This is a genomic window from Nonomuraea sp. CA-141351 (assembly GCF_050944675.1).
Classification (GTDB): domain Bacteria; phylum Actinomycetota; class Actinomycetes; order Streptosporangiales; family Streptosporangiaceae; genus Nonomuraea.
Genome location: NZ_CP191982.1, coordinates 11172842 through 11185804, shown reverse-complemented (window position 1 = coordinate 11185804; position 12963 = coordinate 11172842). Strand labels below are relative to the sequence as shown.

12 protein-coding genes are annotated in these 12963 nt (G+C 68.4%); 5 read left to right on the top strand and 7 right to left on the bottom strand.

Annotation, left to right across the window (positions count from 1 at the left end; genetic code table 11):
- Positions 1-9: 9 nt before the first annotated feature.
- Together ACQPWU_RS52470 and ACQPWU_RS52465 are read left to right on the top strand one after the other, a co-directional pair.
- Positions 10-630, top strand: a complete 621-nt coding sequence (locus ACQPWU_RS52470; protein ID WP_433434363.1) for a hypothetical protein — start codon at positions 10-12, stop codon at positions 628-630.
- Positions 631-709: 79 nt separating this feature from the next.
- Positions 710-2020 carry a hypothetical protein gene (locus ACQPWU_RS52465; protein ID WP_433434361.1) on the top strand — a complete coding sequence of 437 codons (1311 nt, stop codon included), beginning with the start codon at positions 710-712 and terminating at the stop codon, positions 2018-2020.
- A 43-nt stretch (positions 2021-2063) separates the two neighbouring features.
- Here the strand turns inward: ACQPWU_RS52465 and ACQPWU_RS52460 are convergent, their stop codons facing one another.
- The 7 genes from ACQPWU_RS52460 to ACQPWU_RS52430 all read right to left on the bottom strand — a co-directional run bounded on the left by ACQPWU_RS52460 (position 2064) and on the right by ACQPWU_RS52430 (position 9376).
- On the bottom strand, positions 2064-2816 hold the full coding sequence (locus ACQPWU_RS52460) for a succinate dehydrogenase/fumarate reductase iron-sulfur subunit (protein WP_185068527.1): 753 nt from the start codon (positions 2814-2816) through the stop codon (positions 2064-2066).
- Positions 2813-4711, bottom strand: coding sequence for a fumarate reductase/succinate dehydrogenase flavoprotein subunit (locus ACQPWU_RS52455; RefSeq protein ID WP_360697691.1), 1899 nt, complete (start codon positions 4709-4711; stop codon positions 2813-2815). Before ACQPWU_RS52455 ends, ACQPWU_RS52460 begins: the two co-directional genes overlap by 4 nt.
- 12 nt (positions 4712-4723) lie before the next feature.
- Positions 4724-5509: a hypothetical protein gene (locus ACQPWU_RS52450; RefSeq protein WP_433434359.1), complete on the bottom strand. Its 786-nt coding sequence runs from the start codon at positions 5507-5509 to the stop codon at positions 4724-4726.
- 187 nt (positions 5510-5696) lie between these two features.
- Positions 5697-6146: a response regulator gene (locus ACQPWU_RS52445; RefSeq protein WP_433434357.1), complete on the bottom strand. Its 450-nt coding sequence runs from the start codon at positions 6144-6146 to the stop codon at positions 5697-5699.
- Positions 6139-7284 (bottom strand): sensor histidine kinase, encoded by a 1146-nt coding sequence (locus ACQPWU_RS52440; RefSeq protein WP_433434355.1) that lies wholly within the window; start codon positions 7282-7284, stop codon positions 6139-6141. The genes ACQPWU_RS52445 and ACQPWU_RS52440 overlap by 8 nt, the downstream gene beginning before the upstream one ends.
- The gene (locus ACQPWU_RS52435) at positions 7281-8414 is read right to left on the bottom strand and encodes a PP2C family protein-serine/threonine phosphatase (RefSeq protein ID WP_433434353.1); all 1134 of its coding nucleotides are present in this window, start codon (positions 8412-8414) and stop codon (positions 7281-7283) included. The genes ACQPWU_RS52440 and ACQPWU_RS52435 overlap by 4 nt, the downstream gene beginning before the upstream one ends.
- Before the next feature lie 32 nt (positions 8415-8446).
- Positions 8447-9376 carry a LysR family transcriptional regulator gene (locus ACQPWU_RS52430; protein ID WP_433434351.1) on the bottom strand — a complete coding sequence of 310 codons (930 nt, stop codon included), beginning with the start codon at positions 9374-9376 and terminating at the stop codon, positions 8447-8449.
- A gap of 134 nt (positions 9377-9510) precedes the next feature.
- Here ACQPWU_RS52430 and ACQPWU_RS52425 point away from each other — a divergent pair, with 134 nt between their 5' ends.
- From ACQPWU_RS52425 to ACQPWU_RS52415, 3 genes are read left to right on the top strand one after another with little or no spacing between them, the layout of a single operon-like run.
- Positions 9511-10260, top strand: coding sequence for a succinate dehydrogenase cytochrome b subunit (locus ACQPWU_RS52425; protein WP_433434350.1), 750 nt, complete (start codon positions 9511-9513; stop codon positions 10258-10260).
- A complete protein-coding gene (locus tag ACQPWU_RS52420; RefSeq protein WP_433434348.1) occupies positions 10260-12182 on the top strand; it encodes a fumarate reductase/succinate dehydrogenase flavoprotein subunit in 1923 nt (640 codons plus the stop codon). Before ACQPWU_RS52425 ends, ACQPWU_RS52420 begins: the two co-directional genes overlap by 1 nt.
- Complete coding sequence (locus tag ACQPWU_RS52415; protein ID WP_433434346.1) at positions 12179-12919, top strand: succinate dehydrogenase/fumarate reductase iron-sulfur subunit; 741 nt, start codon at positions 12179-12181, stop codon at positions 12917-12919. The genes ACQPWU_RS52420 and ACQPWU_RS52415 overlap by 4 nt, the downstream gene beginning before the upstream one ends.
- Positions 12920-12963 lie beyond the last annotated feature (44 nt).

Here is a 12963-nt window from a genome sequence, read left to right as displayed (position 1 = left end):
TTGGGAGTGATGCGGCGTGGCTGGATCATTGCGGGGGCACTGATCCTGGGGGTGACATCCGTACCCGTGGCGGCGAATCGGCTGTCACCAGTGCTCGAGCACGTGCACGGGCCGGGGAAGTGGATCAGGACGGGGGACGTCCAGCGGTTCGGGGTGCGGGTGAACGGGATGGCCGACGTGACGCACACCGCTCCCGCGAGGGCGAAGGAGATGGTGCTCGTGGCGGCGGCCGGGATGCGCCCCGCCTCGGGAGACGGGCCGGCGCCCGGAGCCCGGCCGGAAGCGCCTGGCCCTGCCCGGAGCCCGGGGCCCGGGGCGAACCGGCACGAGATCGTCAGGGCCCGTGTCAAGGCGGGTGTGCAGAGGCCTGGCATCGGCGCGCAGCGGCGATCCATGCCAGCCCTTCCCATGATCCCCGGGTTGCCCTCGCTCAGTGCGGAGGCGGCGCAGGGGGTGGTGCCGTGGCCGTGGGAGGTGGCCGTGGCGCGGAAGCGGGCCAAGCCTGTCAGGTGGGTGAGTCCGTTGGACGGCGCAGGGGGGCTGCCGTTCGTCGGGGCGGGCATCGGAACGCTGCTGGGCGCTCTGTGGCTGATTGGCACGGTGCAAAGGCGACGAAAACGCAAAACGTAGGTTAATCCCGGCTTTACTGTTACTTTGACCCGACTAGTATTCCCTTGACCAAGGTTCCGGGAATGCGCGGAGGGCACCGGTGGCACGCACGCGAGCGACGGCCGTGTCCGCTATCGTCCTTGCGCTGGGTCTGACCGGCGCAGGCGTGACCCCGTTCATCATGCAGAGCGCGAGCGCCTCCGTGTCGGCGTACCAGCCTGTGGATCCCTGTGACGCCGGCGAGCTGTGTGACACCACGCCGGAGACCACTGTGACGGTTACGGAGACGGCGGGCTCGCCGGAGCCTGAGCAGCCGGAGACGACGATCACCAAGACCGTCACCTCGACTCCGACGAAGGCCAGCAAGACTCCCACGCCGAAGAAGACCACGCAGGCCCCGGCGACCACCGCGCAGAGCACTCCCACGCAGAACCTCCAGCCTCTGCCCACGCAGAGCGTCGAGGTGCCTGAGACGAGCGCCGCGCCGACCACCCCCGAGGCGTCCGTCGACATGCCGTCGATCGCGCCGGTCGAGACGACGGCCACCTCCACCCCGACGCCGAGCGACACGCAGCCCGCCTCCTCCGAGGCGGTTCCGCTGGAGCTGCGTAACGCGGCGCCGGAGTTCGACCAGAAGTCGCTGGCGCAGAAGCTCAGCATCCCGGCGCTGGTGCTGGTCCTGCTGGCGCTCTTCGCCGTCCTGATCTTCGAGGGGCGGCTGCGCAGAATGGCCCACGCGGCGGCCGTACGCAAGGCGGGGCCGCAGGCGGGAGGCCCGGACATGCCTCCGGGCGCTCCGGGCGCCGGCTACCCCGCCGGACCCGGTTACTACGCCACGGCGGGCTTCCCCGCGCCCGGCTACCCGGGTGGCACGGCGTACGCGCCGATCATCAGCTTCGTGCCCGTGCAGACGTATCCGGCTGGGCATGTCCCCGTCTACGAGGAGCCCTCGTACCCGCCGCAGGCCTACACGCAGGAGGCCGCGGCCGAGCCCGTGGTGCTGCACCCGGACGAGTTCGACTCCTACAACCACGAGCCGCCCAAGCCCAAGGAGTTCCGCGACCCGTTCGAGCCCGTGGTCCCGCCGGCGCCGCCGGCGGACATCCCGGCGGGCGGCGCCGGTCTCTACGAGGACGCCGGTCAGGAGCGCCCGCTCGGGCCGGCCTCGGCGGCGGAGTCCGGCGACTCGGAGCCGTGGCAGGGCCAGTCCCTGTTCGAGCCGCCCGCGTCCCGGCAGCAGGAGTACGAGCCGCCGCCCTACCTGGCACCCGACGCGGACGTGACCGCCATCCAGCCGCTGCCACAGGCGCAGCAGGAGCAGGCTCCAGAGGACCAGGTCCAGGAGGGGCGTCCGGAGCCCACCAAGGAGATGCCCGACCCCAAGCGCAGGCGCTGGGGCCGTAAGAAGTAAACGAAGGGGGGCTGGAAATCCAGCCCCCCTCATTCGTGCGTGCCTACTTGGCGCGCTTGAAGATCTTGTTGCCGAGCCACACCAGCGGGTCGTACTTCCGGTCCACGACGCGCTCCTTCATCGGGATCAGCGCGTTGTCCGTGATCTTGATGTGCTCGGGACAGACCTCGGTGCAGCACTTGGTGATGTTGCAGTAGCCGAGCCCGTGCTGGTCCTGCGCCGCCTCCTGCCGGTCCGCCACGTCGTACGGGTGCATGTCCAGCTCGGCGATCCTCATGAGGAACCGGGGGCCGGAGAAGTTGGCCTTGTTCTCCTCGTGGTCGCGGATCACGTGGCAGACGTTGTTGCACATGAAGCACTCGATGCACTTGCGGAACTCCTGGGACCGCTCGACATCGACCTGCTGCATCCGGTACTCGCCGGGCCGGACGCCGGCCGGCGGCGTGAAGGACGGGACTTCCCTGGCCTTCTGGTAGTTGAAGGAGACGTCCGTGACGAGGTCCTTGATGACCGGGAACGTCCGCATCGGCGTGACCGTGATGGTCTCGTCCTCTTCGAAGGTGGACATCCGGGTCATACAGCCCAGCCGCGGCTTGCCGTTGATCTCCATGCTGCACGAGCCGCACTTGCCCGCCTTGCAGTTCCAGCGCACCGCCAGATCGGGCGCCTGGGTGGCCTGCAGCCGGTGGATGATGTCGAGGACGACCTCGCCCTCGTTCACCTCCACGGTGAAGTCCTCGAGCTTGCCCTCACCGCCCTCACCGCGCCAGACCTTGAACTTCGCCTTGTAGCTCATTTCGAAATCCCGTCGAACTCGGCCATCTCTTCCTCGGTGAGGTACTTCTTCAGCTCGTCCCTGTCGAACAGGGTGATCAGGTCGTCGCGCATGGACTGCTGGAGCTTCTCCTCGACCTTGACCGTGGAGCCGTCCTCGGTGGAGCAGACGAGCAGCTTACGGCGCCATTCCGGGTTCATCCCGGGGAAGTCGTCGCGGGTGTGCCCCCCGCGGCTCTCCTCGCGCAGCAGCGCGGCGCGCGCCACGCACTCCGAGACCAGCACCATGTTGCGCAGGTCGATCGCGAGGTGCCAGCCGGGGTTGTAGATGCGGGAGCCGGCCGCTCCGACCACCCGCACGCGCTCCCTGAGCTTCTCCACGACCTGGAGCGCCTCGGAGACCTCCTCGGCCTTGCGGATGATGCCCACCAGGTCGTTCATCGTCCGCTGGAGCTCGTGGTGGACCTCGTACGGGTTCTCGCCGTCGCGCCCCAGCGGCGCCGTCGCCTCCTCGCGGGCCTCCTCCACGAGCTCGGAGGAGATCTTGGGCCTGGCCTCGAGCGAGTCGACGTACGCCGCCGCGCCCGCGCCCGCCCGGCGCCCGAACACCAGCAGGTCGGACAGCGAGTTGCCGCCCAGCCGGTTGGAGCCGTGCATGCCGCCGGACACCTCGCCCGCCGCGAACAGCCCCGGGACGGCGGCGGCGCCGGTGTCGGCGTCCACCTCGACGCCACCCATGATGTAGTGGCAGGTCGGGCCCACCTGCATGGGCTCGGCGGTGATGTCGACGTCGGCCAGCTCCTTGAACTGGTGGTGCATCGACGGCAGGCGCTTCTTGATCTCCTCGGCGGGCAGTCGCGTCGAGACGTCGAGGAAGACGCCGCCCTGCGGTGAGCCGCGACCGGCCTTCACCTCGGCGTTGATCGCGCGGGCCACCTCGTCACGCGGCAGCAGCTCCGGCGGGCGCCGGTTGTTGGCCTGGTCGGTGTACCAGCGGTCGCCCTCTTCTTCCGTGGTGGCGTACTTGTCCTTGAACACGTCCGGGATGTAGTCGAACATGAAGCGCTTGCCCTCGGAGTTGCGCAGCACGCCGCCGTCACCGCGCACGGACTCGGTGACGAGGATGCCGCGCACGGACGGCGGCCAGACCATCCCGGTGGGGTGGAACTGGATGAACTCCATGTTGATCAGGTTGGCGCCGGCGAGCAGGGCCAGGGCGTGGCCGTCGCCGGTGTACTCCCACGAGTTGGACGTGACGACGTACGACTTGCCGATGCCGCCGGTGGCCAGGACCACGGCCGGGGCGTCAAAGAGCACGAAATTTCCGGACTCGCGCCAGTAGCCGAACGCGCCGGAGATCCGGTCGCCGTCCTTGAGCAGCCGCGTGACCGTGCACTCGGCGAAGACCTTGATGTAGGCCTCGTAGTCGCCGTGCTTCTCGTAGTCCTCCTGCTGGAGCGCGACAACGCGCTGCTGCAGCGTGCGGATCAGCTCCAGGCCGGTACGGTCGCCCACGTGTGCGAGCCGCGGGTACTCGTGCCCGCCGAAGTTCCGCTGACTGATCTTGCCGTCCTTGGTGCGGTCGAACAGCGCGCCCCAGGCCTCCAGCTCCCAGACGCGGTCGGGCGCCTCCTTGGCGTGCAGTTCGGCCATCCGCCAGTTGTTGAGGAACTTGCCGCCCCGCATGGTGTCACGGAAGTGCACCATCCAGTTGTCGTCGGGGTTGACGTTGCCCATCGCGGCGGCCGCGCCGCCCTCGGCCATGACCGTGTGGGCCTTGCCGAACAGCGACTTGCACACGATCGCCGTCCGCTTGCCCTGCTGGCGGGCCTCGATCGCGGCCCGCAGGCCGGCGCCGCCCGCGCCGATGACGACGACGTCGTATTCGTGACGCTCTGTGTTAAGCGAGTTTTCCACTGAAGCTGGTCCTTACGCGTACGGGAAGGCGATGATGCCCTTGGCCACCAGGCGGACATACAGGTCGGCGCCCATGACGGAGAACATCGAGGCCCACGCGAGGGGTTGGTGCTTGGCGTTGAGCTTGGAGACGAACGTCCAGGCCCGGTAGCGCAGCGGGTGACGGGAGAAGTGGTTGAGCCTGCCCGCCGTGATGTGCCTGCAGGAGTGGCACGACAGCGTGTAGGCGTTGATCAGGATCGCGTTGACGATCAGAACCCAGGTGCCCAGGCCGATCGGCTTGTGGACGAGCGCCAGGACGGCGTCGTAGGCCAGGATCAGGCCGACCACGATGGCCGCGTAGAAGAAGTACCTGTGGATGTTCTGGAGGATCAGCGGGAAGCGCCGCTCACCGGTGTACTTGCCGTGCGGCTCCTGCACGGCGCACGCCGGCGGTGACAGCCAGAACGAGCGATAGTAGGACTTGCGGTAGTAGTAGCAGGTGAGCCGGAACCCGCCCGGCAGGCCGAGGATCAGCAGTCCCGGCGGCAGGGCGTACCAGTCGCCGAACGGTGCCAAGCCGAACAACCGCGCCCCCTCGGGACACGACGTCGCCAGGCACGGCGAGGCGAACGGTGCTATGTAGGGATCGACGAAATAGCTGTTATCGATGATCGCCCACACGCCATAGACAAGGAACGAGCTGAGCCCGAGGAATGTCAGTAGCGGGACCAGCCACCATCTGTCCGTGCGCAGAGTGCGCACCTTGACTTGCGCTCGCTGCCTTCTGACAGGGGCTTCGGGCGTCGTCTGGGTCATCGCGGACCTCTCCACCTCCCGCGGACCCGTCGCGCATGGGGTCCGTGGTTTCGTTTAGCTGGGCGCGCGGGCGGTAACCGCTCAGGCGCGCGTTGGTGGGGGATACGTTACGACGACAGCATGGGAAATTGTGAGCGGGGTCACTCACAATTTCGATGACTTGCTGTGATTCCTGTCACGTAGCCCGTCAGGAGCGTTGCCCCGGGGCGGGCAACTTAACCACTGTCACGAAAAAATCATCGATTTGCCGGACAACCCGGATAAATTGCTCAAAGTCGACCGGTTTGGACACATACGCATTGGCGTGCAGCCGGTAGCTGTGCAAGATGTCCTCCTCCGCCTCGGAGGTGGTCAGGATCACCACCGGGATCGTCCGCAACGTGGCGTCCGCCTTGACCTCCGCCAGCACCTCCATGCCGCTCATCCTGGGCAGGTTGAGGTCGAGCAGGATGAGGTCGGGGCGTGGCGCGTCCGCGTAGCCGTCCTCGTTGCGCAGGTACGCCATCGCCTGTTCGCCGTCGTTGACCACGTTGAGCCGGTTTCGCACCTTGTTGAAGTCGAAGGCCTCCTTGGTGAGGAGGATGTCGCCCTGGTCGTCCTCCACCAGGAGCACTTCGATCGGGCGCCAGTCATTCATCGTCGTCTCCAGCCGCAGGCAACGTCCAGCGGAAAGTCGCACCCTGGCCCTCGGCACCGCCGTCGAGCCAGACCTGTCCGCCGTGGTACTCGACGATCTTGCGGCACAGCGCCAGCCCGATGCCAGTGCCCGGATAGACGTCGCGCGGGTGGAGCCGCTGGAATATCAGGAAGATGCGGTCAGCGTACTTCGGCTCGACCCCGATGCCGTTGTCCGAGCAGCTGAACTCCCACATGTCGCCGGACCTGCTCACCCCGATGTGGATGCGCGGGGGCTCCTCGGAGCGGAACTTGATGGCGTTCTCGATCAGGTTCTGGAACAGCTGGGCGAGCTGGAGCCGGTTGGCCCTGACCTTGGGCAGCTCGTCCCTGGTGACGGTGGCCTCGGTGTCCTCGATCGTGGCCGACAGGTTCTCCAGCGCCGTGTCGAGGGCCGCGTCCGAGTCGATCGCGGTCTTGTCGCCGGTGACCCGGCCGACTCTGGAGAAGTCGAGCAGGTCGTTGATCAGCAGCTGCATGCGCTTGGCGCCGTCGACGGCGTAGTGGATGTACTGCTTGGCCCGGTCGTCGAGCTGGTCGCCGTAGCGCTGCTCCAGCATCTGCGTGAAGCTGGCGACCTTGCGCAGCGGCTCTTGGAGGTCGTGGCTGGCCACGTAGGCGAACTGCTCCAGCTCCCCGTTGGACCTGCGCAGCTCCTCCGCCTGATCGGCGGCCACCCGCCAGGCCGACACGATGCGGCGGCGCATGGAGTCGACGTGGCTGGACAGCTCGGCCAGCTCGGCCGGCCTGTCGACGTGCAGGGTGTGGTCGAAGTCGCCGGCGGCCACCTTGCGCACCTGCTGGGTGAGCTGGTCGACGGGCTTCAGCACGGCGTACCGGATGATGAACGCCAGCGCCGCGACGAACGCGAGCATCACCGCGAAGAGCACGATCAGCGTCACGTTGAGCTGGTCGAGCTGCGCCTCGACGGCGGGCGCCTTCGCCAGCGCGCGGGCGCGCGAGCTCATCATCATCGCGATCACGATCCCGGCCAGCAGCACGACGCCGGCCACCAGGCCCATGACCAGGAACCAGCGGGCCACGGGCAACCTGCCCAGTCCGGTCGGCTCCTTGGGGGGAGGCAGCGGGTGGATGCTCATTGTCTCCTCCTCCGGACCAGCACCACGGCGAGGTCGTCGCTCAGCGTGCCCACCCTGGTGATGAGCCGGTCGAGGTCGATGGCGCCGTGCTCGCGTACGAGGTCGAGCAGGCCCTCGACGCCGAGCAGTTCGTCGCGTTCGCCCACGGTAGCCTCGATGAGGCCGTCGGTGTAGAGCATCATCGACCACTCTTCGCCCAGAGCCACGTCGATCATCGACCACTCGGCGTCCGCGAAGATCCCGAGCGGCGGGCCGGAGGGCGCGCCCTCCACCACCTGAACGACGCCGTCACGCACGAGCACGGGCGGCGGGTGCCCGACCACGCGCATCCTGGCGTGCCGCAGGTCAGGGGCGATCGTGGCCATGCACAGAGTGGTGAAGATCTCAGGAGCCTTGCGCTCGGCACGCAGCAGGGCGTCGAGCGTGCGCAGCAGCGTGTCGTCCGTCTGGCCGGCGAGCACGAGCGTGCGCCAGGCGATGCGCAGCGCCACGCCGAGCGCGGCCTCGTCGGGGCCGTGCCCGCAGACGTCGCCGACCACCACGTGCACCGAGCCGTCAGGGGTCTGCACTGTGTCGAAGAAGTCGCCGGCCAGCGTCCCGCCGCTGCCGGGCAGGTAGCGGGTGACGTGCTCGATCGCCTGGGTGTGCAGCAGGGCGTCGGGGAGCAGGGCGCTCTCCAGCCTGGAGTTCTCGGCGGCGGTCAGCTCCGCCTGCACGAGCCTGAGCTGCGCCAGGTCGGCGCGCTTGCGCTCCATCGCGTACCTGATCGCCCTGGCCAGCAGCCGCGCGTCGATGTCCCCCTTGACCAGGTAGTCCTGCGCGCCGGCCTGCACGGCGGCGACGCCCACGTGCGCGTCCCTGAGCCCGGTGAGCACCAGCACGGCGGTGTGCGGCGCCAGCGCCAGCACCGCTTCCAGCGCCTCGAGGCCGTGCGCGTCGGGCAGCGAGAGATCGACCAGCACGCACTGGATCTTGGGCGTCAGCTTGGCCTTGGCCTCCTCCAGGCTGCGCGCCCAGAAGATCTTCGGCGGCGCGTCGGCCTGCTTGAGCAGCTCCTCCACGAGGAAGGCGTCGCCGTCATCGTCTTCGATGAGGAGCAGCGTCAGCGTTTCTGAAAGATTTGCCGTCAAAACGCCTCACCAGGGAGTCGGGCTGTCGATGTTCATTCTGCGATGAGCTCCACCCCTTGCGGAAGCGTGCCCTCGTGACCGGCTTCCACGACGAACGACAGCAGGGTCTCCCTGAACGCCTGTGCGGCCCTGGTCGGCTCGACGTCCTTCCGGTGGGCCAGCGCGATCGTACGGCTGAGCCCGGGCGGCGCGAGCGGCGTGCCCGCGAGTCCGGGGCGGCCGTCGAGCACCATCGAGGGCACCACGGCCACGCCCAGCCCCGCCTCCACGAACCTCAGCACGGCGTCCATCTCCCCGCCCTGCACCGCGAACCTGGGCTCGAACCCCGCCTGCCGGCACGCCGCCAGCGTGGCCTCCCGCAGGTCGTAGCCGCGCCTGAACATCACCATCTGGCGCCTGCGCAGTGCTTCGATCTCCATGTACGGGCCCTTCGGCGGCTCGTGGGAGGGGGAGGCCACCACGAGGTTCTCCCGCAGGATCTCCTCGGTCACCAGCGAGGGGTCGTCGCTCTGCAGCGGCATGATGATCAGCGACATGTCGAGCTGCCCCCGGGCCAGCGCCCTGACGAGGTCACGCGAGCCGCCCTCCTCCACCAGCAGCTCGATGCCCGGGTACGCGCGATGGAAGCGGGCCAGCGCGTCGGCCAGCAGCCCGGCGCAGAGCGAGGGCGTGGCCCCGAGCCGCACGCGGCCCCTGCGCAGCCCGGCGAGCTGGGCCACCTCCTGCCTGGCGGTGTCGGCGTCGGCGAGGATCCGGCGGGCGAGCGGCAGCAGGGCCTCCCCGGCCGGGGTCAGCGTGACGTTGCCCCGCGCCCGGGAGAACAGCGGGGCGCCGAGATCGGCCTCCAGGGCCTTGATCTGCTTGCTGAGCGACGGCTGCGCGACCCGCATGCGCTCGGCGGCCTGGGTGAAGTGCCTGGCCTCCGCGACGGCGACGAAGTACGCGAGCTGCTGCAACTGCATGTGATTTTCCTCGCACCGCGGTGGTGTCCTCGGCGTACGGGGACGTACAAACCAAGCATCATAGCCGCAGGCTATCGAAACCAGACCCGTCATGACTTGGACGGATCATTGCTGGATACCTAGCTTTTGAAGATGTGACTGCCACGATAGAGCGCGGCGCAGCCACCGCGCCTGTTCCAGCTCCCAAGAAGGCTCCAACGAGCAGGAGGCCCGCCGGGTTCCTGCGCTCGTCGACCGGCAAGAAAGTCGTCATGGCCGTCACGGGGGCCGTGATGGTGCTGTTCCTCGTCCTCCACATGTTGGGCAACCTCAAGATCTTCCTGGGCAAGGACTCGTTCAACGAGTACGCCCACGCGCTGCGCACGCTCCTGGAGCCGATCGCGCCCTATCGGACGGTGCTGACCCTGCTCGAGGTCGTGCTCGTCGCGTCGGTCGTCCTGCACATGTGGGCCGCGATCTCGCTGTCCCGCCGTGCCCACCACGCCAGGCCGGTCAAGTACGTCGCCAAGAAGTCGCAGGCGAACGGCTACGCCACGCACATCATGCGGTTCGGCGGCATCACGATCCTGCTCTTCGTCATCTGGCACCTCCTCGACCTGACCTTCGGAGTCGTGAACCCCAAGGGGTACGACTCCGCCCCCGCCGACCGGATGATCGCCGGCTTCGACGCGTCCCGGTGGTGGGTGACCCTGATCTACCTGGTGGCCGTCGTCATGGTCGGCCTGCACCTGCGGCACGGCATCTGGAGCGCCTTCCAGACCCTGGGCTGGGCCAACCGCACGCGTAACAAGGCTCTCCGCCTCAGCGCGGGGCTGGTGTCCGCTGTGCTGGTCGTCGGCTTCCTCCTGCCGCCGCTCGCGATCACGTTCGGAGTTGTGAAGTGATGAAGTTTTCGGAAGGCCCGGAGATCCGGGACACCAAGGCTCCTTCCGGGCCCATCGAGGAGCGGTGGGAGAAGCGGAAGTTCAGTGCGAAGCTGGTCAACCCGGCCAACAAGCGCAAGCTCAACGTGATCGTGGTCGGCACCGGGCTGGCGGGCGGCTCGGCCGCGGCGACGCTGGGTGAGCTGGGCTACAACGTCAAGTCGTTCTGCTACCAGGACTCGCCGCGCCGCGCCCACTCCATCGCCGCACAGGGCGGGATCAACGCCGCGAAGAACTACCGCGGCGACGGCGACAGCATTTACCGCCTGTTCTACGACACGGTGAAGGGCGGCGACTTCCGCGCCCGCGAGTCGAACGTCTACCGCCTCGCCCAGGTGTCGGTGAACATCATCGACCAGGCCGTGGCGCAGGGGGTGCCCTTCGCCCGCGAGTACGGAGGCCTGCTCGACACCCGCTCGTTCGGCGGCGCCCAGGTCTCCCGTACGTTCTACGCCCGCGGCCAGACGGGGCAGCAGCTGCTGCTGGGCGCGTACCAGGCGCTCGAGCGGCAGGTCGCGGCCGGGACCGTGACCATGTACACGCGGCACGAGATGCTCGACCTGATCATCTCCGACGGGCGGGCGCGCGGCGTCATCGTGCGTGACATGGTGACCGGCGAGATCGAGCGCCACGTGGCCGACGCCGTGGTGCTGGCCACGGGCGGCTACGGCAACGTGTTCTTCCTGTCCACGAACGCCAAGGGTTGCAACACGACGGCGATCTGGCGGGCGCACGAGCGCGGCGCGTACTTCGCCAACCCCTGCTACACGCAGATCCACCCGACCTGCATCCCCGTCTCCGGCGACTACCAGTCGAAGCTGACGCTGATGTCGGAGTCGCTGCGCAACGACGGCCGCGTGTGGGTGCCGCTGCGCAAGAACGACACGCGGGCCCCCGGGGACATCCCGGAGGACGAGCGCGACTACTACCTGGAGCGGATCTACCCGGCCTTCGGCAACCTGGTCCCCCGGGACATCGCCTCCCGTGCCGCCAAGAACGTCTGCGACGAGGGCCGCGGCGTCGGCCCCGGCGGTCTGGGCGTGTACCTGGACTTCCGCGACGCCATCAACCGTCTCGGGCGCGACGCCGTGGAGAAGAAGTACGGCAACCTGTTCGAGATGTACGAGCGCATCACGGGCGAGAACCCGTACGACGTGCCGATGCGCATCTACCCGGCCGTCCACTACACGATGGGCGGGCTGTGGGTGGACTACGACCTGCAGTCGACGATCCCGGGGCTCTTCGTCATCGGTGAGGCCAACTTCTCCGACCACGGCGCGAACCGCCTCGGCGCCTCGGCCCTGATGCAGGGCCTGGCCGACGGATATTTCGTGCTTCCGACCACCATCGGCGACTACCTGGCCGCCGGGCCGTTCGGTGACGTGGACGAGGAGGCCGTGGCGGAGGCCGAGATCAAGGTCCGCTCGAAGATCGACCGGCTGCTGTCCGTGAACGGCGACCGTACCCCTGACTCCTTCCACCGTGAGCTGGGCAAGCTCATGTGGGACTACTGCGGCATGGAGCGCACGGAGGAGTCGCTGCGCAAGGCGCTGGAGCGCATCCCCGAACTGCGCGAGGAGTTCTGGCGCAACGTCAAGGTGAGCGGGACCGCCGAGGAGCTCAACCAGGTGCTGGAGCGGGCCGGACGTGTCGCCGACTTCTTCGACCTGGCCGAGCTCATGTGCCTGGACGCCCTGGTCCGCACGGAGTCCTGCGGCGGCCACTTCCGCGCCGAGTCCCAGGACGCCGACGGCGAGGCGCTGCGCGACGACGAGAACTTCGCGCACGTGTCGGCCTGGGAGTTCTCCTCGGACGGGCCGGTGCTGCACAAGGAAGAGCTCGAGTACGAGTACGTCAAGATGACCCAGCGGAGCTACAAGTGAACCTGACCCTTAAGGTCTGGCGTCAGAGCGGTCCTGCCGATTCTGGCCGGATGGTGACGTACCGGGTGGAGGACATCTCCCCGGACATGTCCTTCCTGGAGATGCTGGACGTCCTGAACGAGCACCTCATCCTGGAGGGCGACGACCCGATCGCCTTCGACCACGACTGCCGCGAGGGCATCTGCGGCATGTGCGGCATGGTCATCAACGGCGTCGCACACGGGGAGCAGCGCGCCACGACGACGTGCCAGCTCCACATGCGCCACTTCGAGGACGGCGCCGAGATCACCATCGAGCCGTGGCGCGCGGCCCCCTTCCCGGTCGTCAAGGACCTGGTCGTGGACCGCAGCGCCTTCGACAGGATCATCCAGGCGGGCGGCTTCGTCTCGGTCCCGGCCGGCTCGGCCCCTGACGCCCACAGCGTCCCCGTACGCAAGGAGGACGCGGACGCGGCCTTCGACGCGGCCACGTGCATCGGCTGCGGCGCGTGCGTGGCGGCCTGCCCCAACGGCTCGGCCTCCCTCTTCACCGCCGCCAAGATCACCCACCTGAGCCTCCTGCCCCAGGGCCAGCCGGAACGCCTGTCCCGCACCAAGGCCATGGTGGACCAGATGGACACGGAGGGGTTCGGCGGCTGCACGAACACGGGCGAGTGCACGGCGGTGTGCCCGAAGGGCATCCCGCTGGACACGATCGCCCGCATGAACTCCGACTACCTCAAGGCCAACGCCAAGTAGCAGGTGGGTCGAACCCAATCTGGGTGGTGAGCCTGCTGGACCCC

Bases quoted from the DNA above. Each gene is read 5' to 3' on its own strand.
- ACQPWU_RS52445 (WP_433434357.1), bottom strand. From the start codon at position 6,146: ATGAATGACTGGCGCCCGATCGAAGTGCTCCTGGTGGAGGACGACCAG.
- ACQPWU_RS52430 (WP_433434351.1), bottom strand. From the start codon at position 9,376: ATGCAGTTGCAGCAGCTCGCGTACTTCGTCGCCGTCGCGGAGGCCAGG.
- ACQPWU_RS52440 (WP_433434355.1), bottom strand. From the start codon at position 7,284: ATGAGCATCCACCCGCTGCCTCCCCCCAAGGAGCCGACCGGACTGGGC.
- ACQPWU_RS52420 (WP_433434348.1), top strand. From the start codon at position 10,260: ATGAAGTTTTCGGAAGGCCCGGAGATCCGGGACACCAAGGCTCCTTCC.
- ACQPWU_RS52470 (WP_433434363.1), top strand. From the start codon at position 10: ATGCGGCGTGGCTGGATCATTGCGGGGGCACTGATCCTGGGGGTGACA.
- ACQPWU_RS52460 (WP_185068527.1), bottom strand. From the start codon at position 2,816: ATGAGCTACAAGGCGAAGTTCAAGGTCTGGCGCGGTGAGGGCGGTGAG.
- ACQPWU_RS52450 (WP_433434359.1), bottom strand. From the start codon at position 5,509: ATGACCCAGACGACGCCCGAAGCCCCTGTCAGAAGGCAGCGAGCGCAA.